This window comes from Roseibium sp. MMSF_3412, assembly GCF_030733265.1.
GTDB lineage: Bacteria > Pseudomonadota > Alphaproteobacteria > Rhizobiales > Stappiaceae > Roseibium.
In genome coordinates, this window is record NZ_JASHJI010000002.1 from 521088 (window position 1) to 545218 (window position 24131).

Genomic DNA, 24131 nt, shown 5'->3' on the forward strand with positions numbered 1-24131 from the left:
AATAGTAACTCCCTATTTTCAAGATCAACAGAAAACTTCAGCGAAAAGGGTCGGCCGATGCCAGAGATTACCGAGATATTCGTTCTCAAAATGAAAGACGCGGATCGCGTTGCTCCCATCCGCGAACGCGCCAGAGACGATTATCTGTCCCTCGACGGAATCACCTCCTGGAAGACCTTCGTGACCACAGACGAAGAGCGGCCGACCCTTTTCACTGAAGTCTACACCTACCCCGACGTTGAGAGTGCCAAGCAGGTGACAGCGCAATTCTCAAAGCGGCCAGCAACGCAGGCGTATCTGGCTGAAATCGAAGATGTGATCGTCGGCCAATGGTTCACCGAACCAACTTCTCAAGGAGAGACAAAATGAGCGATATCGATGATGTAAAACACGCCGTGAATGAATGGCTTCAGGGCCTCGACAGCGGCGATCTGGAGCGCATGATTGCAACCTGCGACCCTGAGGTCGTGATCTGCAACGAGCGCCAGCAAACGACCGTTGGCATTCAGGCTGTGCGCGACAAATACGGCCCGCGCATCGACGCCAACACCTTCAAGTCCACCTACGACATCGAACACATCCGCGTTTATGGCGACATGGCCATGATGATTGGCCGTTTCACTGTGGCCTTCACCAGCAAGGAATCCGGTCAGCAGGGCGGCGGCGAAGGTCGTCTGACCCTTTGCTATCGCCGCCATGAAGACGGCTCCTGGAAGCTGATCCTCGACGTCGACAACAACGACCACCGCGACGCAGCTTGAGGATTCCGACATGAGCACCCTTCTGGAAGAAGTCCGCCACGAGATCGTTGATATTCACGAGTTCTTCGTGGCCTGGTTCAACGGAACAATCGACCGTGATCAATTAGAGCCAAGGCTGTTGTCCCGGTTCGATCCTGACGTGGTTTTCATTCCCCCGGAAGGGCATGTCGCAGGCGGCTCCGGACTTAAGGCCATGTTCGAACGACGCTACGGCACGAACAAGGATTTCAAAATCCAAATTCGTGACGTCACCATTCGCCGCCAGATCGGCACTGTTGTTTTGGCGAACTACACCGAATGGCAGATCGGGGCCACAACCTCGCATCCCTCGAACAATGCCCGCGTCACCAGCGCCGTGATCGATATGGGGTCGCCCCTCAAGTGGCTGCACATCCATGAGACCTGGCTGCCGGAAGAGGTCCGTACCGCCGGTTCCTTCGATTTCTAAGCCCCTGCCACACTCACTCATCAACAAGAGAGATAATACATGACTGTCACGACCCAACATATCGCCAGGCGCCCTAGAGACATTGCCGATTGCGTGAGCGCCTACCTTCAGGAAGGCGATCTCGAAGGCATCGTCTCCATGTTCCACCCTGAATGCGTGATGTTCTTCCCGCCCGACCAGCCCCCAAAAACCGGTATTGAAGGCGTGCGCGAAGGCTTCAAGGAGATGCTGGACATCCGTCCCAAGATCAACAGCCAAGTAATCAGCGAAGTCATCACAGGCGACACCGCCATGCTGCGCGCAAAATGGAGCGTTGTTGCGCCTGACGGGTCCGTGATGGCGGAAGGTGAATCCACGGAAGTTGCCAAGAAACTCGAAAATGGTGGCTGGGGCTACCTGATCGACTGCCCCTACGGCCCGCCGGTCATCGCTGACTGAGGCACATCGAGAGGACGTTCGTCATGGCCAGCAAGACTTCCAACCATTTCCATGAAGGCGAGGTCCGCCTTCAAGATGAAATCGACGTGTTTGAGCGCAATGAGATGCTGAGTGACCGCATCATGCGGCACCATCTCATTGACCAGAACCGCGCGTTCTTTGCTGGCCTTGAATATGTCTTCCTCAGCATCGCCGATAGAGATGGCCAACCGCGCGCCTTCATTGTGACCGGTAATCAAGGTTTCCTCTCGACCCCGGATGACAAGACGCCGCGGGTCGATCTTGAACAATCCGATGCGAGCAATGTGCTTGGGTCCGTCTCTATTGGTGACGCTATGGGCGTTCTTGGGATTGACCTGTCCAATCGCCGCCGTAATCGGATGCACGGGCGAATTGCGGCCGCAACGGATGCCTATGTAGACATCCGTGTGGCGCAGAGCTACGGCAATTGTCCGAAATACATCAGCATTCGTGAGCTTTCAGCGCCGTTTCGCGCTGCTTCGAAGACGGAGCCGCAACATGGACGAGTGCCCTCAGAGAGCGATCTGAAGCTGATCGCGAGTGCGGACACGTTCTTTATCGCAAGCACCTATTTCGGCGGTGCAGACGCCGTTTATGAAGGCGCTGATATGAACCACCGCGGGGGCCAGCCCGGGTTCATCGAGATTGACGACGCGGGACGGCTTACTGTGCCTGACTATCGCGGCAACAATCTCTTCAACACGCTTGGCAACCTTCTGGTCAATCCGCTGACCGAGCTGCTGTTCATCGACTTTGAGACCGGCGATCTGCTGCACATCACCGGAACGGCCGAGATCATCTCTGACGCCGACGAGGTTGCCAAACATACCGCAGCACTCCGCCTGCTGCGTATTTTCCCAAAGGCCGTGAAACGCACGCCCGGCGCACTCTCGCTGCGTTGGCAGCTGCGCGAAGCCTCTCCCCATAACCCTGATTTGTCGAGCTGATCGACCCCCAAAAAAAGAGGTTCCTCCCATGAAACAGACAATCCTAGTTTACGGCGCAAATGGCGCTCAGATGAATGCCGGCACAAAAGAGCTGATCAACGCCGGTCACACCGTCCGCGTACTGTGCCGGACTGAAGAAAACGCCGCCGATTGGGCAGCACAAGGCGCAGAAACTGTCATCGGTGAGATGAGCAATCAGGATAGCCTTGTGAAGGCGAGCCAGGGCTGTGACGCCATCTTCCTGCTTGTCCCGCTCTTCAGAGACTCCGAAGAGCTCGGCATCACCTACGGTTTGAACTCACTGAATGCCGCCAAGGAAGCCGGTATCACCCGCGTCGTCTGGAACACCGGCGGCCCTATCATGGATGAAACATCAGAGACGGATGCTGGCGCTGTCATCTTGCGGCAACTGCGCGCTAACGAGTTTTCCTTCCTCGGCCTGACGCCGATCACCTATATGGAAAACCTATTTGGGCCCTGGACCCTTGCAGGGCTCAACGACGGGAAGCTGGCCTACCCAACACCAGTTGATTTCAAAATGCAGTGGGTGGCAGCGAAGGACTTTGGCCGCGTTGCCGACAAGGCGCTGCAGGGCGAGCTTCCAAACGCAGTTTTGCCTTTGGGCGGTCCAGCGGGGCTCGATGGCAATGACCTCGCCCGGATTCTCGGCGAGGCGCTTGGCAAGTCCCTGACCTTTGAGACGATGCCCGCGCCTGAGTTCCAGGCCTATCTTGCCAAAGGGGCCGGTGAGCGTGTGGCTGGAATTGTTGGCGGCATGTACGGCGCGATCCAAGCGGATGCCGCGCCCTTCCAACCCGGCTTTGTCACTGATGCAAGCGACATCGAGCAGCGTTTTGGTCTGACCCAGACCTCTCTTGAGGATTGGTCGGCCGAGCACAAAGCAATTCTTTCCGCCTAAAGCCCCCAGATATATCGACATGGAGAATAACAATGAGACTTTTAACGATAGCCGCCCTGTTTTTATCATTGCTCATACCCGGTATTGCTTCTGCCGAAACCCGGTATGGATACGAGACCATAGACGATCTGAAAATCTTCTTCCGTGAAGCCGGTGACAGGTCTAACCCGACAATCGTGATGTTTCATGGTTTTCCGAGTTCATCACACCAGTACAGAAACCTCATCGAAGATCTGTCGGAAGACTATTATGTGATTGCGCCTGACTACCCCGGATTTGGTGCAAGCGACTTCCCGGCCCCGGAAGAGTTCGACTACACCTTCGACAATCTTGCCGATGTCGTTGACACATTCCTGGAGCAGCGCGGCCTGACGGAATATGCACTGGTTCTGCATGATTATGGCGCACCAGTGGGCTTCCGAATTGCAACTGAGCACCCTGAGCGCGTCACTGCACTCTTGGTTCAGAACGGCAATGCTTACGTTGAAGGCGTGTCTGCGGACGCGTCCGGCATGTTGGAAGCACTCTGGCAGAACCGCACTCCCGAGCTGGAACAGAATATCATCGCAAACGCGTTCTCCGCATCGGCTTTGCAGTGGCAGTATATCCACGGCACACGCAATCCAGATGCCATTAATCCGGACAACTGGCTCTTGGATATCGAGCGGATGCAGCGTCCGGGTCAGCACGAAATGCACCTAAACCTCTTCGAGGATTACAAAAGCAGCATCGAAGCCTACCCGGCCTGGCAGGAATATCTTCGCGAGCACCAGCCGCCGGTTCTTGTTACATGGGGTAGGAACGACGCCTTCTTCACGGAGGCTGGCGCTGAAGCCTATGCCAGGGACGCGGAAGACGCCAAGATCGTACTCTACGATACTGGCCATTGGCCGCTGGAAGAAAACGGTGCTGAGATTGCCACGGAAATCCGGTCATTCCTTGCGGAACGTGACATCAGATAGTCTCATGTTTTTATCCAAAGCCGCCCTTGATCTGTTTAGAGCCAAGGGCGGCTTTGTCCGCATCTCGGTCATTTGCCTTCACCGTTTTGAAGGTCTGCTTTTGGTATTAGGCGTTGAAGCATCAAACGACCAAAACGGGAGCGCTTTGCGGTCGTTCGTCACCGATCGGTTCAATGGCAGTCCGTGCTGACATCGGACTTAAGCCAGATTAGCTGCATGGTTTGACCGCTGATGATGGACCCACCGGAACACACCCGGTGTTTTCTTCAATAACGTGTTGCTTTCCATAAGCCTTCTTTTCACTGCATGTGGGCTGAGAAACCGTCGCCGGCCAACTGCGCGCAAACTTCCAATCTGACATTTTTTCAAAGGTCTCTCGCCGCACAGGCCGGCAGTCCGCTCGAAATCTTGTACGCGCCGCAGCGGAACCGGGCTCAAATCAGCGATAATCGCATATCTAACAAAGTGTTATGTTTTGGTTTGGCTTCTGTCTGCTAAACTGTCCGTTAGGGCATCTATTTTTACTTTGCGACCGGGATTGGGCTTGGCTCAACCCGCGTTGATGTGTGAAGTATTGAAAATACAGGCAGAACCGCACCGCAACGGTGGCTCCGCTCGAAGTTGGGAATGACACGGAACATGTCGATAGACCTCGATATCGAGAAAGGTGAACGCCGCCAGATCACGGCGCTGTTTTACGACATGGTCGGCTCGACAACCATGGTCAACACCATGGATGTCGAGGATTTCCGGGAAATCCAGCAGGCGGTCCACCAGGCGGCGCACCGCGCCATTGCCGCCAATGGCGGTCATCTCGACCTCTTGATGGGCGACGGCGGATCGGCCTATTTCGGATATCCGGTGGCCAGCGAGGACGCCCCGCTTCAGGCCGTTCTGGCCGGCCTGGCGATCCTCAACGAATGCGCCAGGGCCGCGGAAGACTTTGACGTTCCGGTCAGGATCAGGGTCGGGATTGCCACCGGTTCGGCGGTTGCCGGTCAGGCCGGCAGCGGCGCGCTGGCAACCCGCGACGAGATCATCGGCATTGCACCGACGCTGGCCGCCAGGATCCAGGGACAGGCGAATGTCGGCACCGTCGCCGTCTCGAACGCGACCTACAAGGCGACACGCAGGCTGTTTCACTACGAAAGCCTCGGCGCTCATGAACTCAAAGGCTTCAACGAACCGCACGCCCTCTGGCAACCGCTTGGCCGCCGCAAGACGGTCGACCGCTTCGAAACATTGCGCAACAACGAACAGCCGTTCGTGGCACGGCAAACGGAGCTAGCCGGGGCAAAGGCGCAATGGCAGCAGGCGCTGGACGGAAACGGCCAGTTTCTCTTCATCCACGGCGAGCCGGGCATCGGCAAGTCGAGACTTTGCCACCAGGTCGTTGAAGGCGGCCGTGAGGATCAGGCCCACGTCCTCGACTTTCAATGCGAACCGACGAGCCAGGAAACACCTTACTACCCGATCGTCCGGAGCCTTCGCACGGTTCTTCAAAGGTACGACGCCGCGTTCGATTTCGACGCGCCCACGGCCGATGCGATCAGAAACGCCCTGTCGCTTCCGGGCGAGCATCCCGACGCGTTCTTTGAAGAGCTGGCATTTCTGATTGCGCCGTTCTCACCAGGCCTGCAGGACAAGGAAGCAGACGTCTCGGACGACGCGCATTCCGCCGTTGCAACCCTTGTCGATGCGGTCATGGCAATCGCGAGTGCAAAACCATGCGTGATGAAAATCGAGGATCTGCACTGGGCAGACAGCCAGACGCTCGAGGTCGTCACGCAACTGGTGGAGCGGGTAAGAAACGCGCCCGTCTTTGTCATCGTCACGTCGAGAAATGCGCCCGCTGAAGACTGGGTGGCTGCCGGGAACTTCTGTGCACTGGGCCTGACCCGCCTCGGCTCCGAGAGTATCGTTGCGCTGATCGAGAATCTCGCCGGCGCGACACATCTGCCGGAAAAACTCATCGATGCCATTGTTGCCCGATGCGACGGTGTTCCGCTCTTTGCCGAGGAACTGACCCGTTTTGTCCTGGACCGGAACGCGGATGACGCGCTGGACGAAGGCATGTGGGAGAAACTGTTCGAATCCGATGAAACCGCCAGCCTGCAGGACCTGCTGGCCGCCCGTCTTGCCGCTCTCGGTCCATCGAAATTCGTGGCCCAGGCCGCCAGCGTGATCGGTCGCAGTTTCAACGTTCTGACGCTCGTTGCACTGCTGTCGACAACCGGCAAACCGGCCGGTGCCGAGGAAAGTCTGAACGAGCTGGTCGCCGGCGGCTTCATCGAGCAGCAGGCAAGCGAACTCGAAACCTCCTACCGCTTCCGGCACGTGCTGGTGCAACAGGCCGCCTACGCGGGCTTGCTGCGGTCGAACAAACGCTCGCTTCACTCTGCGCTATACAGGATCGTCACCGAGGATACCGAACTCGGCGAGACGTTCACCAGTGCGGAACTCGCAGCGCACGCCGAGCAGGCGCAATTGCGCACCGAGGCGATCGGTCACTACATCGACGCCGCCCGGACAGCGTCTTCGCAATCGGCCCTTCAGGAAGCGCGCACGCTTCTGACGCGTGCCGGTGAACTTACGGCCAGGCTGAAGGACAAGCCGGCGGCCGGCGCGCACGAACTTGAGATCGTGAAGCTGCTGGGCCCGGTGGTGGCAATGCTGGACGGCGCCGGTTCGCCTGAAGCCTCCAAGCTCTACCAGCGCGGTGTGGAGCTTTTGCACGATAACCCGGACACCGACAGATCCAGCGGCTTCCCGCTCTATTGGGGCTGGTGGTTTACAGCCCCGAATTTCCAGGCGCAACGCGAACGCGCAGAAGTGCTGCTTGCCGACCTTGCCGGTTCCAACAACAAGGAAGTCGAGCTGCAGGCCCTTCACTGCCGATGGGCAACCGCATTCAATACGGGTCAGCATGCCGACTGCATTCACGCGATTTCAAAGGGTCTCGAGCTGTACAGCGAAGACGAGGCGCTCGACCACCGGACCCGCTATGGCGGCCATGACGCAAAGGTGTGCGGGCTTGGTGAAAAGGCCTTGTCTTCCTGGTTCATGGGACAGACCGAAACCGCGCTTCAACACATGGATGCGGCGGAAGACTGGGCCCGGCACATCGATCATGTCGGCAGCACCTGTCACGCGCTCGATATCGGCATCATGCTGCATCGCTACAGGGGCGACATCGACCAGGTTGCGCGGTTCGCGCGGAACATGCGCGACACTGCGACCGAACATGATCTCAAATCCCTGGAAGCGAAAAGCCTGATTTTCGGCGGCTGGGCAAACGGCATGGCCGGCGATCCGGCAAGGGGCCGGGACATTCTGGCGCAAGGCCTGTCGATCCAGCAGGAAATCGGCACGGAAGAGGACTTTCCGGTCTATCTGGAAATGGCGGCAGAACTCGATGGGCAACTCGGGCGGCATGCCGACGGCATCGCCCTGGTCAGTTCGGCGATCGAACGCGCCGAGACCGCCGGACATGCGTTCTGGCTGGCGGAACTCTACCGGCGCCGGGCGAGGCTGCGCAGTGCGTCCGATTTCAAGGAACAGCAGGTCGAATTGGATCTGGCCAGGGCGGAAGAAATCGCCGGCCAGCAGAACGCGACCGTGCTCCTGCTTCGGACCTTGACTGACCGGGCTGTGCTGCTTCCCGACCATGGCAAGGGGCCGGAACTGGGTGACCGGCTCGGCGACCTTCTGGCCGACCTGGAGAGCGGTCTGGAGCGAGACCGTGCTCTCAGCCTGCTCGCAGGCTTGTTGAAGTGACAACGCCGGAAGGTTCGCGCGCCCGGGGAATGAGCCGGCTTTACGGGGCTGACGCATTTCTGAACCGTTTGCAGAAACATCTGGGCTCGTTCGGCATCACGCGGCTGGCCGACATAACCGGGCTCGACCGGGTCGGCATTCCCGTCGTGCAGGCCGTGCGGCCTCTGGCGAGATCGAATGCTGTCAATCAGGGCAAGGGTTTCACTATTGCCGAGGCCGCAGTGTCGGCCATCGTGGAAGCACTCGAAACGGCGGCGGCTGAAAACGTAACCGCAGATGCCGAAGACACGATCCCCGCCGGATCCGTCTATGGTTCGGTGGCAGCGGAAAAACTCGCCCACCATCTCTTGCCGGACCTGCCTGAAGACTGGATCGGCGCCCCCCTTCCCTTCCTGACCGGAACCGATCTGGTCAACGGCGCACCAACACGCGTTCCCGCTGCTCTTGTAAGCACGGACTTCACGCCCGGCTCGCCTCACGCAGCCTCCCCTTTCGTCAGAACGACCACCGGGCTCGGAGGCGGTGCGACCCGGTGCGAGGCACTTATGCAAGGTCTGTTCGAGACGCTGGAAAGACTGGGCACCGCCCGGGCCATGGGAATTCATGGCTTTTTCGAAAAGCAGAGGCTGAAGGTCGAAACGCTGGCAGACGAGAAGCTGAACAGCCTTGTCGATCATTTGCAGCGGTCCGGCCTGCTCTGCGCGATCTACGATTGTCCGCGCGCCGGCGGCCTGCCTGTCATCTGGGCGCGATTGCTGGATGAACAAAACACGGCCACAACGCTGCCGTTTCACGCCGATGGTTTTGCCTGCCGCATGACCTATGCCGAGGCCGCGATCGCGGCGCTACTGGAAGCAGTTCAGACGAGAGCATCCGTCATCGCGGGGGGCCGGGAAGACATCACGCGGCAGTTCTATCCGAAGCGGATCGATCAGGAACTTGTCGATTTCGAACGCGCGCAAATGCGCAAGATTTCCGGCAGGGCCGCCCCCGAAATCGATACGCCGCCGGAGGCGGAACCGGAAGCACTCGCCAGAAGGATTCAATCGGAAGGCTTTCAGGCAATCGCGGTCCCTCTTCTTGCCGATAGCGATATCCCGCTTCATGTCGCCCGTATTGTCACGCTCGCGCGCGGGGAGACTGACCCGTGAAAACCCGCGCACTTCCCGTGATCGTTTTTGCCGGGCCGAGCGTCATTGCCTCGGAATTTCCCGAAGATCTCCAGGCACATCTGTCCCCTCCAGCAGCACAGGGCGACATCGTTGCGGCGGTGCTGCGGCACGGCCCCTGCGTTATCGCGCTTATCGACGGGTTCTTTCAGGGCGTGCCGGCAGTCCGGCACAAGGAAATCCTCTGGGCCATCTCCAGAGGTGCGATCGTCTTTGGCGCGGCGAGCATGGGAGCGTTGAGGGCAGCCGAACTCTGGACCTGCGGCATGCATGGCCGTGGTCTGATCTTCAGGTGGCTTCGGCGCTTTCCCCTTCTTCCGGACGACGCGGTCGCCGTCCTTCACGCACCGCCGGAACTTGGTGCCGGGTCGCTCACCGAAGCGCTTGTCGATCTCAGGCAGGGCATCAAGCGCGCTCGCCGGAGCGGCACAGTCTCCGCCGGGATCGCCCACGAGCTTCTGCTACGGGCGCAGGATCTCCACTACACCGAACGAACGTTCACGAAGATCGCCGATGGTCTCCCGCCGCAGGACCGTGCCGATGTCGTTGCGGGCATTCGCCGTTCGGGTCGGTCGCAAAAAAAACAGGACGCGTTGAACCTGCTCAATGAGTTGCGCGCGCGCCAGCAGCATGACGACTGGCCTGCCCCGTCATCTGCCGGTGAATTTGTCTTTACGGACGCGTTCCTCCACGATCTGGCGGAAAGCGGTTTCCCGATACACACGCTTGACGTTCATTGACAGCCTATAAAAATTACCTAGAGTAAAAAGCCTGTGCTGGCGAGAGATCGAAAATAGTCCTGTCGTTCCAAGGAAATAAAAGAAACACCATACGAGTTCCGCACCCGACTTCAACACTCCAACCGGATGGATTTACAACCGTCTTCCCGAGGCCGATTTGAGTATCTATGTGGACCAGCAGTCAGTCTCGCCCAAGACCGGAAGTCTGGGAACGCGCTTCCTCATCTACCCACAGGTGCCGCACGTCGCCGGTTACGAAAAACCTGAAACGGTCTGGATCAGCACACCGCCCGGCGAGATCAAGGCGGGACCGGCCGACCGGCGCATGTATGTCGTCGATCCGCTGTTTGAAAAACCCGTTTACGAATACCCCTACCAGCCACCCTTTGTCGGCGACAGTTTCCCCCCGGCAGAGGCCGGGCCGGACGGCCATTTCGATCACCTTGATCCGAACAGCCGCGAATTTGTCTGCGCCCACGTCTTTGCCACGCTCAGACGCGTGCTCGATATCTGGGAAAGCTATCTCGGTCACGAGGTCATCTGGCACTTCGCGCAAACCTACGAGCGCCTGGAGATCATTCCGCAGGTCAACTGGCACAACGCCCAGTCCGGCTACGGCTACATCGAGTTGGGTATCGAGCGCGGCGACCGGGAAAACGCCTACCCCTATGCCCTGAACTTCGATGTGATTGCCCATGAATTCGGCCATGCTCTCATCTTCGCCGAAATGGGCACGCCGACAAGCACGGCAAGCAGGCAGTATTTCGGCTATCACGAAAGCGTCTCCGATCTGATCGCCCTGATTTCGCTGCTGCATTTCGACAGCGTTCTGGATCGCCTGCTCAGATCGACGAACGCCAACCTTCTGACCATGAACGAACTCAACCGGATCGCGGAGCTTGCGGGAGACAAACAGATCCGCACGGCAAGCAATGACCGCAAGATGAGTACGGTCAGCGACGCGGTGCATGATCTGTCAAAACCGTTTACCGGCGCGATTTTCGATACGCTTGTCGAGCTTTATCACCGCGACGCGGTCGAGCGGGGTCTGGTCGACCTTCCACGGGAAGTCAGCCACGACCGGCTCTTTGAGCTTGATCACCACGAAATAGAACTGATCGGCAAACGCTTCGCCGAAGCCTACGCGGCCCGATCCTTTTTGTTGAAATCGACGCTGGAGAACGCGCGCGACCTTCTGGGCTCGGCGATCGCAAGGTCCTGGAGCACCCTGGACCCGAATACGCTGAACTATGCGGTCGCAGGCGCAGCAATTGCGGATCAGTTCGATGAAATGGGCGCGCCGTTCGCCGGTGACATTCTGATGGAAAACCTGGAATGGCGGGAAATCGTCGTTCGCACCTGAAAAACTTGAAGGGGGACTTAGAGATGAGTGACGACACTTCCAACGGGCAATTCCCGACGATCCAGCCGGATCCCTATTACGATCCCGCCGAAATCATATTGGTCGGCATGAACATTTCCTGGATCAAGAACGAAATCGCGGCGGATGTGAAGATCGATACGGGCGGAGACCAGGCGAGCCGCATCTCGATACAGCTTCTGTCCGCACCCGGCCGTCAGATCGCACTTATCAGGGCCTACATTTACGAAGGCAGGCAGTATGACCTGCCCAAACCGAAAATCATGGTTGTTTCAGGAGATGGCGAAGACCTTCCCGGCAACTATGTCCCCAAGGACCGGCCACTCAAGTTCTGGCGCATGAACAAGCTGACTCGCACGGCAGAAATTTCTATTGAAGACGGGCTGCTTGAAACGCTCATACTTGAAGCGAATCTGCCGGGCCGGCGGTCGCCGAATTCCTATGCCGCGAACATGCAGATGGCGCACAGGTCCGGCCGTCTGAATTCCTGACAACAGGCGCGAATTGACCCGCCGGATTGTTGAAAGCAAACCGGCTGCGATCTCCAAGGGTAACCCAATCAAGGACAAGCAGATGGCAGAACCCCAAACCGTTAAGCTCGATCAGTGCGCGCCCTACGAGCCCGGCGAATTTGTGATCGACGATATCAAGGCGGTCGAAATCAAGGCATCCGCCCTGGTGCCCGGCATCATGAATGTCGTCGGGGTCGGATTTGTCTACATTCCGCAAACGAAAGTTGACGGAAGCAAGCATGTCGTTATCAAGACGTTCGGTCTTAACGACAACAAGGCAGGAAACGTGACACCGGTAACCGACCTCCTGCTTGATTTCAAGGACGGGCACTACGAGGCCCGGGTCGCGGTGCCCGAGCCTTTCCGGGTGGAACAGGATTTCCAGATGACGGTCAAACTCGAACCGGACAAGCACGGCGTGGACGGCGGCTTTCTGAGGGTTCTCTTCTTCTACGATTACGAGCAACCCTGTTAGGGCGTTCCGCAGCCGCTGAGAAGATAGGCCCGCCTTCCGGCGGGCCTTTTCGTTTCTCAGAAATCGAACTTCACGCCTTGCGCCAGCGGCAGCTCGGCTGAGTAGTTCACCGTTGAGGTCTGACGGCGCATATAGCCTTTCCAGGCATCCGACCCGGATTCGCGGCCGCCGCCCGTTTCCTTCTCGCCGCCGAATGCGCCGCCAATCTCGGCCCCCGACGGTCCGATGTTGACATTGGCGATGCCGCAATCGGACCCGGTTGCCGACAGGAACGTCTCGGCTTCGCGCATGTTGAGCGTGAAGATGCACGATGACAGCCCCTGCGGAACATCGTTCTGCAGCGCGATCGCGTCCTCCAGGTGCTCGTACGCCATCACGTAAAGGATCGGAGCGAACGTCTCGGTTTTTACTGTCTCTGTCTGAGCCGGCATTTCAACCAAGGCAGGCGCAATATAGGCACCGCCCGGCACACCGCCTGAAACCGGCGCTCCGCCATGCACGGTACCGCCTTGCGCGCGCGCCTTGTCGAGCGCGCCTTGCATTGCGTCGAGCGAGGCCTTGTCGATCAGGGGACCGATGAGCGTTCCCTCCGCGCGCGGATCACCGATCGGCAGACTGCCATACGCCTTCACCAGCCTGGCAACAAGGTCGTCCTTGATCGACGTGTGCACAATCAGTCGGCGCAGCGACGTACAACGTTGACCGGCGGTGCCGACCGCTGAAAAGACGATCGCGCGGACGGCCATTTCCAGGTCCGCCGACGGGGCAACGATCATGGCGTTGTTGCCGCCAAGTTCCAGGATCGGACGGCCCCAGCGAGCAGCGACCTTGGGCCCGACAATACTGCCCATGCGGGTGGAGCCTGTTGCGGACAGGATCGGCACGTCCTTCGACGTCACCAGCGCCTCGCCGATGTCGGAACCGCCGATAACCACCTGCATCAGATCTTCCGGCGCATCATCGCCGAACCGGGCAATTGCCTTCTCGAAGATGCGCTTGCAGGCGAGCGCGGTCAGCGGCGTTTTTTCGGACGGTTTCCAGATGACCGGATTGCCGCAAATAAGGGCGAGCGCAGTGTTCCATGACCATACCGCGACCGGAAAATTGAACGCCGTGATCACGCCGCATGGCCCCATGGGATGCCAGGTTTCCGACATCTTGTGACCTGGCCGTTCCGAAGCGATGGTAAGACCGTAAAGCTGGCGCGACAATCCGACGGCAAAATCGCAGATGTCGATCATTTCCTGGACTTCGCCAAGACCTTCCGACGTGATCTTGCCGGCTTCCATGGTAACGAGCGCGCCGAGATCCTCTTTCGCCGCGCGCAGTTCCTCTCCCAGAAGGCGCACAAGCTCACCGCGCCGCGGCGCAGGCAGCGTCCGCCAGCTTTCGAAGGCCGCTTTTGACCGTGCGATCACGTCCGACATCTCGGCAGGCGGTGTTTCGGCAATCGCCGCAACCGTAGCCCCGTCGATCGGCGACACGACCGTCAGGCTGCCGCCCGTAAGGTCGCGCTCGGCAAAACCGAGCGCGCGCAGAACCTCTGCGTGCTCCATGACTGTTTCTCCTATAGGGCGTCAGCTGCTGTAGCGCGCGCCGTTCTTTGTTTTCAGGAAGGCATCCAGCGGAACGTCTTCCTGTCTGAGGAAGCCTTGAGAAGGCAATGTCCCGTCTCTGACCATTTCAATGATGGCGACGACCGAAGACGCCGTCGTCCAGGCAATGGCGGTCCGCTCCCGCCCGGCGATCTCCAACGGTTTCAGACCTCTGACGAACTCCTTGCGTCCGGTGCGTCCGTTCTCTTCGCCTTCGGCGGCGACGTGGATATAGACAATGTCATCGCTCACCGGCGGCTTCGCGTTCACCAGGATCTCGCCTGCTTCCTTGCGCCTGTCGCGCATCAGAAGTTCGTGGAAGAAGAAGTTCATCAGTTGCACATGTCCCGGATAGCGCATGGTCTTGTAGTCCATGTTCGGCACACGCGACTTGTAGGTCTCGCACATTGTACCGAGACCACCGGAGGTGGTGAACGCTTCCAGTTCGATACCGCCGATGACGATCTTCTCGATCCACTCCATCGGTGAAACCCATTTGATTTCGCCGTCTTCAAGAACCTCACAATCGTTGAGGTATTCGTTGACCACACCCTCGGGAGACCAGTTGAAGGAATAGCCCATCAGTCCGGTCGGATTCTGCGGCAGCGCTCCAACCCGCATCCGGCAGGACCGGCATGTCTCGAATTCCTCGATCAGACTTGCCCCGACAATTCCGACGAACCCGGGCGCAAGCCCGCATTGCGGCGCCATCAACCCTTTCGAGGACTTGGCAAGTTCCATGATCGCCTTGGTTGTCGGCACGTCTTCGGTCAGGTCGAAATAATGAAGGCCGAGTTCGTGCGCCGTGCTGGCAACACCGACATTCAGGAAATAGGGCAGGCAGGAAAGAACGGCATGCGAGCCGGAGAGTGCATCACGAAGCGCATCCAGATTGCTGACGTCGACATGCCGCGTTTCGAACGGCAGATCGGCACTGGCGTGCGTATCGAAGCCGGTCACATCGAAACCGCTGTCGTGAAGGAGTTCACCTGCCAGCGCGCCGACCTTGCCCAGGCCCAGAACAGCTATCTTGTCCATCTGCAATATCCCCCGAGAGTGACAGGTCACAGGATAACCGCCCTTGACCTGCACAATAACACCTGAAAAATAGTTATATTCATGACTATAACTCATAGATTGGCGGCACCATGGAACGCGACTTTCCGATCCCCAGTATCTCGGTTTTGCGCTGCTTTGAGGCGGCGGCAAAGCATCAGAGTTTTACTGCCGCAGCTGAAGAACTCGGCCTGACGCAAAGTGGTGTCAGCCGTCAGGTCAAGGAACTGGAGGATCAGATCGGCGCACCGCTGTTCCGCAGGGAAGGGCGCGGTATCCGCCTGACACAGGCCGGCAAATCGCTTGCAGAGGGCGTTTTCTCCGATCTGTCTCGGCTCAGGCGCACAATCAGCCAGGCCGTCGCTGCGGGCGGAACCCAGGAACTGCTGACCATTGCGGCCCTGCCCTCCTTCGCAACCCGCTGGCTCGTGCCCCGGCTGAAGCATTTCAAGGAACTTCGCCCGAACCTGGACCTGATGGTTCACAGCCGCTCGGAACCTTTCGACCTTGTCGAGGAAGGCATCGACGTGGCGATCCACTTCGGAGCCAATGACTGGCCGGGCGCAAAGCTCAGCCCCCTGTGTCCGGAAGATCTAATCGTTGTCGCATCTCCGGCGCTGCTCGAAGCCAGCCCGGTACAGGAAAAATCAGACATTTTGAAGCTGCCGCTGCTGCACATGACATCGCGCTCACACCTCTGGAAAGTCTTTCAGCAGTCGGTGCCCGGTACGGCTGCCCACGTCCAGGTCGGCAGCTATTTCGACAGGTTTTCGCTGGTGATCGCCGCAGCCGCAAACGGTATGGGCGCAGCGATACTGCCGACCTATCTGATCGAGTCAGAACTCGCATCGGGAACCCTGGTCAGCCTGGCATCCGTGCAGGACAATTCTGAGCACAACTACTATCTGGCGACGCCTCCGGGCAGGATCAGCCCACCTGCCGCCGAGTTCCTGACCTGGATACGGCGCCAGGTGAGCCGCAGGGTCAAACCCGCCTGAGCAGCCTCCGTTATCCGGAACTCATGCCGCTTTCGATGCCAGGAGTGAATTTATTTTAAGTTTGAAATTTTAGACTTGAAGTAATTTCCGAAACGTGGTTCGCTGATGAAACTGATGGGGCTGTCGTCATCTGGAGGATCTGATGAAGATTGCGTGTTTGGGCGGTGGGCCGGCCGGTCTCTATTTCGCGATATCCATGAAACTGCGCGACCCGTCGCACGACGTTGTCGTGCTGGAGCGGAACCGCGCCAACGATACGTTCGGATGGGGCGTCGTGCTCTCGGATGACGCCCTCAGCCGGATGGAAGGCAACGATCCTGTCAGCACCAAGGCGATCCGGGATCACTTTGCGTACTGGGACGATATCGCCGTTGAGCATAACGGTGTCCGGACCGTCTCCGGCGGTCATGGTTTTGCCGGGATCGGCCGCAAGCAGATGCTCATCCTGCTGCAGGAACGGGCCCGGGAACTCGGTGTCGAAATGCGCTTCGAAACCGAGTTCGAAGACGCGGAAACATTCCGCAAAGACTACGATCTCGTGGTTGCCTGCGACGGCATCAATTCCAGGGTTCGCACCGAATACGAGGATGTCTTCAAACCGGACATCGACACGCGTTTGTGCAAGTTCATCTGGCTTGGCACACACCAGAAATTCGACGACGCTTTCACGTTCATTTTCGAGAAAACCGAACACGGCTGGATCTGGGCCCATGTCTACCAGTTCGACGACAACACCGCGACGTTCATTGTCGAGTGTCTTCAGCCGACATGGGACGGCTGGGGCTTTGCCGACATGTCCAAGGAAGAGACGGTCGAAACCTGCCGCAGTATCTTTGAGAAGTATCTCGGCGGCCACGATCTCATGTCCAACGCCGCCCACTTGCGCGGCTCCGCCGTCTGGATGAATTTCCCGCGTGTGATCTGCGAGAAGTGGTACCACAAGAACATCGTCCTGATGGGCGATGCGGCTGCAACCGGGCATTTTTCGATCGGCTCCGGGTCACGGCTTGCCTTCGACAGCGCGATCGCGCTTGCCGACTATCTTCACAGCGAAGCGGACATGGAAACGGCCTTTGAGCGCTATCAGGAAGAGCGGCGGCTGGAAGTTCTGAGACTGCAATCGGCAGCCAGAAACTCGCTTGAGTGGTTCGAGAATGTGGAGCGCTATCTCGATCAGGATCCTGTTCAGTTCAACTACAACCTGCTCACCCGGTCTCAAAGGATCAGTCACGAAAACCTTCGCCTGCGCGATCCGAAATGGCTTGAATCTGCGGAAAGATGGTTCATGGACCGGTCCGGCGCATCGCCGAACGCACCGGTGCGCGCGCCGATGTTCGCGCCGTTCAAGCTGCGCGAGATGCCGCTGAAAAACCGGATCGTGGTCTCGCCGATGGCGCAATACAAGGCCGTCGACGGTGCCCCGACCGACTGGCACTTGATCCACTATGGCGAACGCGCCAAGGGCGGTGCGGGTCTTGTCTATGTCGAGATGACATGCGTCAGCGCCGAGGGCCGCATCACGCCCGGATGTCCGGGTCTTTACGCGCCCGAGCATGAGACCGCGTGGAAGCGTCTGACCGACTTCGTCCACGACGAGACGGACGCGAAAATCTGTTGTCAGATCGGTCACTCCGGCCGCAAGGGTTCAACCCAGCTGGGCTGGCAGGAAATGGATGCACCGCTTGCCGACGGCAACTGGGACATTGTTTCCGCCTCGGCAATCCCCTGGTCCGCGAACAATGCGACCCCGCGCGAAATCACCCGGGCCGAAATGGCGGAAATAAAGGCCCAGTTCGTCCGCTCTGCCGAAATGGCCGAACGCGCGGGTTTCGACATGACCGAACTTCATGCCGCGCATGGCTATCTTCTTTCCTCCTTCATCTCGCCGGTTTCGAATGTCCGCACGGATGAATATGGCGGCGCGCTGGAAAACCGCATGCGCTGGCCCCTGGAGGTGTTCAGGGCCATGCGGGAGGTATGGCCGGAAGAAAAACCGATGTCTGTGCGCATTTCGGCAAATGACTGGGTCGGCAGCGAAGGTGTGACGCCGGAGGATGCGGTTGAAATCGCCAGGATGTTCCGCGCTGCCGGTGCGGATCTCATCGACGTGTCCGCCGGCCAGACAACACCGGATGCAAAACCGGTTTATGGCCGCATGTTCCAGACACCGTTTTCCGACCAGATCAGGAACGAGGGCGGGCTCCAGACCATGGCCGTCGGGAACATCTTCGAGGCCGATCACGCCAACTCCATCCTGATGGCCGGGCGTGCCGACCTTGTCGCGGTGGGCCGTCCGCATCTGGCCGATCCCTACTGGACCTTGCACGAGGCGAGCCGCATCGGCGACAGGAACGCCACGGACTGGCCGCTGCCCTATCTCGCCGGTCGCGATCAGGCCTGGAGGCTGGCCGACCGGGACGCGGAGATCCTGCGCGCATGAGTGTGACCGGCAAACATATTGTCGTCACCGGTGGTGGCAGTGGCGTGGGTGCTGCCTGTGCCGCGCTGCTTGCCCAAAAGGGAGCAGCCGTCACAATCTTGGGCCGGACGGAGGCAAGTCTGGCGGCGCAATCCCTTCCCTACCAGCTGTGCGACGTGACCGATGCCGGGGCCGTGGCGACCGCCTTTGCAGCGGCACGCAAGAGCGCCGGCCCGGTGAGTGTCGTCATTGCAAATGCCGGTGCTGCTGAAAGCATGCCGTTTTCGAAGACCTCGCCGGAACTCATGCAAAGCATGCTCTCCGTCAACCTGCTCGGCACCGCCAACGTGTGGCAGGCTGCGCTGGCCGACATGAAAAGCTCTGGATGGGGACGCATGATCGCGATTGCCTCCACGGCCGGTCTCAGGGGCTATCCCTATGTCAGCGCCTATTGTGCGGCAAAGCATGCCGTTGTCGGCCTGACGCGTTCCTTGGCGAAGGAACTTGCAAAAACAGGGATCACGGTCAACGCCATCTGCCCGGGTTTCGTCGAAACCCCGATGCTGGAACGCTCGATCGGCAATATCATGGAAAAGACCGGGCTTGACCGCGAGACTGCGGAAGCGACGTTGAAGGCCGACAACCCGCAAGGCCGTTTCATCCAGCCGGACGAAATTGCGGAGATGGCGGACTGGCTCTGCTCCGACGGCGCCCGGTCAGTCAACGGACAGGCCCTGAGCCTGTCGGGGGGCGAGCTATGACCGGTCAATCGGAAACACTCTCCAAGGCGCGCCTGAGGGTGTGGCTGAAGCTCCTGAAAGCCTCGAACGGGATCGAGGCCGAGATCCGGCGCAGGCTGCGCGACGGACACAACACGACGCTGCCGCGCTTTGACGTCATGTCGGCACTGGCCCGGTTTCCCGATGGACTGAAGATGAGTGACCTCTCCACCTTCCTCCGGGTGTCCAACGGCAACGTGACCGGCATCGTCGACAAGCTGACAGAAGAGGGTCTGGCGCAGCGTGTCGCCGTTCCCGGTGACAAGCGCGCCCAGGTCGCGCGTTTGACGCAAAAGGGCGAAGCGGAATTCGAAAACCTCGCCAGCCGCCACGAAAGCTGGATAAATTCCCTGCTCGATGGCCTGACGGATGAAGACCTGGAAACGCTGTCGGATAAACTGGAGAGGGTTCTGGCCCAGAGCACTGAACAGGAGCGAGCGGATGCGTAGTGACGTGCAACATTTCCGATGCGAGATTTCGGACGGGATCGCGCGGATCGCGCTGGATCGGCCGGAACGCAAGAACCCGCTCACATTCGAAAGCTATGCTGAACTGCGCGACTGGTTCCGGGACCTGCACTACGCCGACGACGTCCACGCTGTGGTTATCCTCCCCAACGGAGGCAATTTCAGTTCGGGAGGCGACGTCCATGACATCATCGGTCCGCTCACCCGCATGAGCATGAAGGAGCTGCTGGCATTCACGCGCATGACCGGCGATCTGGTCAAGGCCATGCTCGGATGCGGCAAGCCGGTCATTGCGGCCGTCGACGGGATCTGCGCCGGTGCGGGCGCGATCATGGCGATGGCGTCCGACCTGCGCATTGCCACACCCGAAGCCAAGGTCGCCTTCCTGTTCAACCGCGTTGGCCTTGCCGGCTGCGACATGGGCGCATGCGCCATGCTGCCGAGGATCATCGGTCAGGGACGGGCGGCAGAACTTCTTTATCTCGGGCGGTCCATGAAAGCCGATGAGGGTCACGCCTGGGGGTTCTTCAACGCCGTTGTTGAAGCGGCGGAGCTTGAGAACGCTGCAGTCGGCCTCGCGGAGCGGATCGCCGCCGGCCCGACCTTTGCCAATTCCATGACCAAGACGATGCTGGCGCAGGAATGGTCGATGAGCCTGGAACAGGCAATCGAAGCCGAGGCCCAGGCGCAGGCCATCTGCATGCAGGGCAACGATTTCCGCAGGGCCTACGAGGCCTTTGCGGCCAGGGAAAAACCGGTTTTCGAGGGCGACTGATGGCAGACAGGACATTCCTCAGCTGGCCTTTTTTTGACGATCGTCACCGCGCACTGGCCGACGAGCTGGAAGCATGGGCCGTCGCCAATCTCGGTAATCTCGACCACCAAGACACGGATGCGGTCTGCCGGAAGCTGGTCGCCGATCTCGGTCAGGCGGGGTTTCTGACGCACACCGGTTCTCCGGACGGCCTGCTTGATGTTCGCAGCCTCTGCCTGATCCGCGAAACGCTTGCGCGCCATGACGGGCTGGCCGATTTCGCGTTCGCGATGCAGGGGCTCGGCACCGGTGCGATTTCGCTCTTCGGCACCGACGCGCAAAAGCAACACTGGCTGCCGCAATCGCGCAGCGGCGCGGCGATTTCCGCCTTCGCGCTGACCGAACCGCAGTCCGGGTCGGACGTCGCCAACTCGACGATGACAGCGACGGCAGACGGCAACGACTTCATCCTCAACGGTGAAAAGACCTGGATCTCCAACGGCGGCATTGCCGATGTCTATACGCTTTTTGCCCGCACAGGCGAAGCGCCCGGCGCAAAGGGTCTCTCCGCCTTCATCGTCACCCCGGACGCAGGCGGCTTCGAGGTTGTCGAACGTCTCGAAACGATTGCTCCTCACCCACTGGCGACGCTGCGTTTCACCGATTGCCGGGTTCCCGGGTCCAGCATGATCGGCGCACCGGGAGCGGGGTTCAAGGTCGCCATGTCGGTGCTCGATATCTTCCGCTCGACGGTCGCCGCCGCCGCGCTTGGCTTTGCTCGGCGCGCACTCGACGAAGCCCTCCGGCGTGTCACGACACGGAAAATACAGGGCGCACCGCTTTTCGATCTGCAACTTGTTCAAGGGCACATAGCGGACATGGCCCTCGACATCGACGCTGCGGCGCTCCTCATCTACCGCGCCGCCTGGGCAAAGGACAGCGGCGCGCCGCGCGTCACGCGCGAAGCGGCCATGGCCAAACTGTTTTCCACGGATCAGGCACAACAGGTGATCGACAAGGCCGTTCAGCTTCACGGCGGCGACGGTGTCCGCAGCGGAACGACCGTTGAAAAGCTCTACCGCGAAATCCGGGCACTGCGCATATATGAAGGCGCATCAGACGTTCAGAAGATCATCATCGCGCGCCAGACGCTGCAGAGCCTCTGACGGCCAACCAGAAGGGAAGGAATGACCATGACCAAGGAACTTGACGGCGGCATCACCCGGGACGGCGAAGGCTTCGACGGCGTAACGCTCAACATCCTGGGGCAGACCTACTACCCAAAGGCCTGGTGCGAGTCGACCTTTGCATTCGAGACCAATTCCGAGCCGGGCCAGTTTGTGCCGGTCCACGTTCATCCCACCCAGGACGAGTTTATTCTGGTGCAGGAAGGCGAACTCGACCTGAAGCTCGACGGGGAATGGGTCAAGGCGCGGGCCGGCGATCTTGTGCGCATGCCCATGGGCGTCCCGCATGGTTACTTCAACAAATCCGACAGTCCCTGCCGGGCGCTCTTCTGGGTTTCACCCGCCGGCAGACTGAAGGAACTGTTCGACGAGCTGCACGAAATGACGGACGTGGAAGCGGTGGTGCGCGTCTCGGCGGAGCACGATGTCGATTTCCTGCCACCGGAAGCCAATGAGTAGTCCGGAAGGAAAATAACTCGTATTTTCAAGAGCGTTAGAGCATCTTGACTGACGAAGTCAGACGCCGGAATGCTCTGCGTTCCGTTTAACAAAAGGGGAAGATGTCGATCATGGCTGGCACACTCTCGCCCTCCGCGCATGTGGACACCTTTGCACGCGACAATCTTCCGCCTGCGGACCAGTGGCCGGACTTCCTGCTGGACGGGTTCGACTATCCTGAAACCCTCAACGCCGCTGTCGAACTGACGGACAGGATGGTCGAGAAAGGGTTCGGAGACCACACCGCCCTGATCGGAAACGGCCGCCGCCGGACCTACAAGGAACTCGCTGACTGGACCAATCGCCTTGCGCACGCGTTGACAGAAGATCTCGGCGTGAAGCCAGGCAATCGCGTGCTGATCCGGTCGGCAAACAACCCGGCGATGGTCGCCTGCTGGCTGGCCGCGACCAAGGCAGGCGCCGTTGTCGTCAACACCATGCCGATGCTCCGTGCGGGCGAACTGTCCAAGATTGTCGACAAGGCGGAAGTTGAATTCGCGCTGTGTGACACGCGGCTGATGGACGAGCTTGTCGCCTGCGCCAAGACCTCCACCTTCCTGAAAAAGGTGATCGGCTTTGACGGCACGTCCAACCACGATGCCGAACTGGACAGGCTCGCCCTGGAAAAGCCCGTGCTTTACGACGCGGTCGCGACCGGCCGTGACGATGTTGCCCTGCTCGGCTTTACCTCCGGCTCCACGGGCACGCCGAAGGCGACGATGCATTTCCACCGCGATCTTCTGATCATCGCTGACGGCTACGCAAACGAAGTGCTCGGCGTGACACCTGACGATGTTTTCGTTGGCTCGCCGCCGCTTGCCTTCACGTTCGGCCTTGGCGGGCTGGCGGTGTTTCCGCTCAGGTTCGGTGCAGCGGCAACCCTTCTGGAAAGCGCAACGCCGCCCAACATGATCGAGATCATCCAGAAATACAAAGCAACGGTCTGCTTCACCGCGCCGACCGCTTACCGCGTGATGCTTCAGGCGATGGAGGAAGGCGCGGACCTGTCCTCGCTGCGGGCAGCAGTGTCTGCGGGAGAAACACTGCCCGCTCCCGTCTATGACGCCTGGATGGAAAAGACCGGCAAGCCGATGCTGGACGGGATCGGTGCAACGGAGATGCTGCACATTTTCGTCTCCAACCGCTTTAGCGATCACAAGCCCGCCTGCACCGGCAAACCCGTGACCGGGTACGAAGTCAAGATCATCGGGGCGGATGGGGAACCGGTGGCGCCCGGCGATGTCGGACGCCTTGCGGTACGCGGCCCCACCGGGTGCCGCTACCTGGCCGATGACCGGCAGCGCGATTATGTCCGGAACGGCTGGAACATCACCGGGGACAGCTTCTCCATGAGCGAGGACGGCCACCTGCATTTTGCCGCACGCAACGACGACATGATCATTTCATCCGGCTACAACATTGCCGGTCCGGAGGTGGAAGCCGCCTTGCTCGCGCATCCGCAGGTTCAGGAATGTGCCGTAATTGGCGTCGCGGATTCAGAACGCGGTTCCATCGTCGAGGCGCATGTCGTCTTGACCGCGGGAACGAATCCTGACGAAGCGACGAAGAAGGCCTTGCAGGACCACGTCAAGGCAACGATCGCGCCTTACAAGTACCCGCGCTCGGTCGTCTTCACCGAGACGCTGCCGAAAACGGAAACAGGAAAAATTCAGCGCTTCCGCTTGCGACAGGACTCGTAGGCGCGAAAGTTCATCCGCCAATGGGGTGCGCGGACGAAGCAAAAAACAACAAAACCCCAAGCTCCGGCACGTCTTGGAGAACGCCGGAGATCCAGAAACTAGGTAACAGCGGTCGAAAGACCAACAGG

At 59.6% G+C, this 24131-nt stretch carries 23 protein-coding genes; 21 read left to right on the plus strand and 2 right to left on the minus strand.

Annotation, left to right across the window (positions count from 1 at the left end):
* The first annotated feature begins 57 nt into the window (after window positions 1–57).
* From RBB49_RS06030 to RBB49_RS06090, 13 genes are all read left to right on the plus strand, one after another.
* Window positions 58–369, plus strand: a complete 312-nt coding sequence (locus tag RBB49_RS06030) for a hypothetical protein (protein WP_306141798.1) — start codon at window positions 58–60, stop codon at window positions 367–369.
* Window positions 366–761, plus strand: coding sequence for a nuclear transport factor 2 family protein (locus tag RBB49_RS06035; RefSeq protein ID WP_306141799.1), 396 nt, complete (start codon window positions 366–368; stop codon window positions 759–761). The genes RBB49_RS06030 and RBB49_RS06035 overlap by 4 nt, the downstream gene beginning before the upstream one ends.
* Before the next feature lie 10 nt (window positions 762–771).
* Window positions 772–1209 (plus strand): hypothetical protein, encoded by a 438-nt coding sequence (locus tag RBB49_RS06040; RefSeq protein ID WP_306141800.1) that lies wholly within the window; start codon window positions 772–774, stop codon window positions 1207–1209.
* A 39-nt stretch (window positions 1210–1248) separates the two neighbouring features.
* Window positions 1249–1647, plus strand: a complete 399-nt coding sequence (locus RBB49_RS06045) for a nuclear transport factor 2 family protein (protein ID WP_306141801.1) — start codon at window positions 1249–1251, stop codon at window positions 1645–1647.
* Window positions 1648–1670: 23 nt separating this feature from the next.
* Window positions 1671–2615: a pyridoxamine 5'-phosphate oxidase family protein gene (locus tag RBB49_RS06050; RefSeq protein ID WP_306141802.1), complete on the plus strand. Its 945-nt coding sequence runs from the start codon at window positions 1671–1673 to the stop codon at window positions 2613–2615.
* A 28-nt stretch (window positions 2616–2643) separates the two neighbouring features.
* Window positions 2644–3534: an NmrA family NAD(P)-binding protein gene (locus tag RBB49_RS06055; protein ID WP_306141803.1), complete on the plus strand. Its 891-nt coding sequence runs from the start codon at window positions 2644–2646 to the stop codon at window positions 3532–3534.
* A gap of 32 nt (window positions 3535–3566) precedes the next feature.
* Window positions 3567–4496, plus strand: a complete 930-nt coding sequence (locus RBB49_RS06060; protein ID WP_306141804.1) for an alpha/beta fold hydrolase — start codon at window positions 3567–3569, stop codon at window positions 4494–4496.
* A gap of 627 nt (window positions 4497–5123) precedes the next feature.
* Window positions 5124–8273, plus strand: coding sequence for an AAA family ATPase (locus RBB49_RS06065; protein WP_306141805.1), 3150 nt, complete (start codon window positions 5124–5126; stop codon window positions 8271–8273).
* Window positions 8270–9424: a YcaO-like family protein gene (locus tag RBB49_RS06070; protein ID WP_306141807.1), complete on the plus strand. Its 1155-nt coding sequence runs from the start codon at window positions 8270–8272 to the stop codon at window positions 9422–9424. The genes RBB49_RS06065 and RBB49_RS06070 overlap by 4 nt, the downstream gene beginning before the upstream one ends.
* Entirely contained in the window at window positions 9421–10182 is a 762-nt protein-coding gene (locus RBB49_RS06075) for a TfuA-like protein (protein ID WP_306141808.1), read from the plus strand. Before RBB49_RS06070 ends, RBB49_RS06075 begins: the two co-directional genes overlap by 4 nt.
* Before the next feature lie 157 nt (window positions 10183–10339).
* Window positions 10340–11545, plus strand: coding sequence for a hypothetical protein (locus RBB49_RS06080; protein ID WP_306141809.1), 1206 nt, complete (start codon window positions 10340–10342; stop codon window positions 11543–11545).
* 23 nt (window positions 11546–11568) lie between these two features.
* Window positions 11569–12054, plus strand: a complete 486-nt coding sequence (locus tag RBB49_RS06085) for a hypothetical protein (RefSeq protein WP_306141810.1) — start codon at window positions 11569–11571, stop codon at window positions 12052–12054.
* Window positions 12055–12136: 82 nt separating this feature from the next.
* The gene (locus RBB49_RS06090) at window positions 12137–12550 is read left to right on the plus strand and encodes a hypothetical protein (protein ID WP_306141811.1); all 414 of its coding nucleotides are present in this window, start codon (window positions 12137–12139) and stop codon (window positions 12548–12550) included.
* A 56-nt stretch (window positions 12551–12606) separates the two neighbouring features.
* Here RBB49_RS06090 and RBB49_RS06095 read toward each other — a convergent pair whose 3' ends face one another.
* Both RBB49_RS06095 and RBB49_RS06100 read right to left on the minus strand, forming a co-directional pair.
* A complete protein-coding gene (locus tag RBB49_RS06095) occupies window positions 12607–14106 on the minus strand; it encodes an aldehyde dehydrogenase family protein (RefSeq protein WP_306141812.1) in 1500 nt (499 codons plus the stop codon).
* Between the two features lie 21 nt (window positions 14107–14127).
* The gene (locus tag RBB49_RS06100) at window positions 14128–15189 is read right to left on the minus strand and encodes a saccharopine dehydrogenase family protein (protein WP_306141844.1); all 1062 of its coding nucleotides are present in this window, start codon (window positions 15187–15189) and stop codon (window positions 14128–14130) included.
* Window positions 15190–15293: 104 nt separating this feature from the next.
* On the opposite strand from RBB49_RS06100, the gene RBB49_RS06105 reads away from it, so the two are divergent.
* From RBB49_RS06105 to RBB49_RS06140, 8 genes are all read left to right on the plus strand, one after another.
* Window positions 15294–16199, plus strand: a complete 906-nt coding sequence (locus RBB49_RS06105; RefSeq protein ID WP_306141813.1) for a LysR substrate-binding domain-containing protein — start codon at window positions 15294–15296, stop codon at window positions 16197–16199.
* A 142-nt stretch (window positions 16200–16341) separates the two neighbouring features.
* On the plus strand, window positions 16342–18639 hold the full coding sequence (locus RBB49_RS06110; protein WP_306141814.1) for a bifunctional salicylyl-CoA 5-hydroxylase/oxidoreductase: 2298 nt from the start codon (window positions 16342–16344) through the stop codon (window positions 18637–18639).
* Window positions 18636–19379, plus strand: coding sequence for an SDR family NAD(P)-dependent oxidoreductase (locus RBB49_RS06115; protein ID WP_306141815.1), 744 nt, complete (start codon window positions 18636–18638; stop codon window positions 19377–19379). Before RBB49_RS06110 ends, RBB49_RS06115 begins: the two co-directional genes overlap by 4 nt.
* Window positions 19376–19846 (plus strand): MarR family winged helix-turn-helix transcriptional regulator, encoded by a 471-nt coding sequence (locus tag RBB49_RS06120; protein WP_306141816.1) that lies wholly within the window; start codon window positions 19376–19378, stop codon window positions 19844–19846. The genes RBB49_RS06115 and RBB49_RS06120 overlap by 4 nt, the downstream gene beginning before the upstream one ends.
* A complete protein-coding gene (locus RBB49_RS06125) occupies window positions 19839–20639 on the plus strand; it encodes an enoyl-CoA hydratase family protein (RefSeq protein WP_306141817.1) in 801 nt (266 codons plus the stop codon). The genes RBB49_RS06120 and RBB49_RS06125 overlap by 8 nt, the downstream gene beginning before the upstream one ends.
* Window positions 20639–21784, plus strand: a complete 1146-nt coding sequence (locus tag RBB49_RS06130) for an acyl-CoA dehydrogenase family protein (RefSeq protein ID WP_306141818.1) — start codon at window positions 20639–20641, stop codon at window positions 21782–21784. The genes RBB49_RS06125 and RBB49_RS06130 overlap by 1 nt, the downstream gene beginning before the upstream one ends.
* A 27-nt stretch (window positions 21785–21811) precedes the next feature.
* Complete coding sequence (locus RBB49_RS06135; protein WP_306141819.1) at window positions 21812–22264, plus strand: cupin domain-containing protein; 453 nt, start codon at window positions 21812–21814, stop codon at window positions 22262–22264.
* A gap of 110 nt (window positions 22265–22374) precedes the next feature.
* Window positions 22375–24003: an AMP-binding protein gene (locus tag RBB49_RS06140; RefSeq protein ID WP_306141820.1), complete on the plus strand. Its 1629-nt coding sequence runs from the start codon at window positions 22375–22377 to the stop codon at window positions 24001–24003.
* Window positions 24004–24131: the final 128 nt, after the last annotated feature.

What these genes read in the sequence shown, in the direction of transcription:
- RBB49_RS06030 (WP_306141798.1), top strand. Translation starts at nt 58, where the DNA reads ATGCCAGAGATTACCGAGATATTCGTTCTCAAAATGAAAGACGCGGAT.
- RBB49_RS06035 (WP_306141799.1), top strand. Translation starts at nt 366, where the DNA reads ATGAGCGATATCGATGATGTAAAACACGCCGTGAATGAATGGCTTCAG.
- RBB49_RS06040 (WP_306141800.1), top strand. Translation starts at nt 772, where the DNA reads ATGAGCACCCTTCTGGAAGAAGTCCGCCACGAGATCGTTGATATTCAC.
- RBB49_RS06045 (WP_306141801.1), top strand. Translation starts at nt 1,249, where the DNA reads ATGACTGTCACGACCCAACATATCGCCAGGCGCCCTAGAGACATTGCC.
- RBB49_RS06050 (WP_306141802.1), top strand. Translation starts at nt 1,671, where the DNA reads ATGGCCAGCAAGACTTCCAACCATTTCCATGAAGGCGAGGTCCGCCTT.
- RBB49_RS06055 (WP_306141803.1), top strand. Translation starts at nt 2,644, where the DNA reads ATGAAACAGACAATCCTAGTTTACGGCGCAAATGGCGCTCAGATGAAT.
- RBB49_RS06060 (WP_306141804.1), top strand. Translation starts at nt 3,567, where the DNA reads ATGAGACTTTTAACGATAGCCGCCCTGTTTTTATCATTGCTCATACCC.
- RBB49_RS06065 (WP_306141805.1), top strand. Translation starts at nt 5,124, where the DNA reads ATGACACGGAACATGTCGATAGACCTCGATATCGAGAAAGGTGAACGC.
- RBB49_RS06085 (WP_306141810.1), top strand. Translation starts at nt 11,569, where the DNA reads ATGAGTGACGACACTTCCAACGGGCAATTCCCGACGATCCAGCCGGAT.
- RBB49_RS06090 (WP_306141811.1), top strand. Translation starts at nt 12,137, where the DNA reads ATGGCAGAACCCCAAACCGTTAAGCTCGATCAGTGCGCGCCCTACGAG.
- RBB49_RS06095 (WP_306141812.1), bottom strand. Translation starts at nt 14,106, where the DNA reads ATGGAGCACGCAGAGGTTCTGCGCGCGCTCGGTTTTGCCGAGCGCGAC.
- RBB49_RS06105 (WP_306141813.1), top strand. Translation starts at nt 15,294, where the DNA reads ATGGAACGCGACTTTCCGATCCCCAGTATCTCGGTTTTGCGCTGCTTT.
- RBB49_RS06110 (WP_306141814.1), top strand. Translation starts at nt 16,342, where the DNA reads ATGAAGATTGCGTGTTTGGGCGGTGGGCCGGCCGGTCTCTATTTCGCG.
- RBB49_RS06115 (WP_306141815.1), top strand. Translation starts at nt 18,636, where the DNA reads ATGAGTGTGACCGGCAAACATATTGTCGTCACCGGTGGTGGCAGTGGC.
- RBB49_RS06120 (WP_306141816.1), top strand. Translation starts at nt 19,376, where the DNA reads ATGACCGGTCAATCGGAAACACTCTCCAAGGCGCGCCTGAGGGTGTGG.
- RBB49_RS06125 (WP_306141817.1), top strand. Translation starts at nt 19,839, where the DNA reads ATGCGTAGTGACGTGCAACATTTCCGATGCGAGATTTCGGACGGGATC.
- RBB49_RS06130 (WP_306141818.1), top strand. Translation starts at nt 20,639, where the DNA reads ATGGCAGACAGGACATTCCTCAGCTGGCCTTTTTTTGACGATCGTCAC.
- RBB49_RS06135 (WP_306141819.1), top strand. Translation starts at nt 21,812, where the DNA reads ATGACCAAGGAACTTGACGGCGGCATCACCCGGGACGGCGAAGGCTTC.
- RBB49_RS06140 (WP_306141820.1), top strand. Translation starts at nt 22,375, where the DNA reads ATGGCTGGCACACTCTCGCCCTCCGCGCATGTGGACACCTTTGCACGC.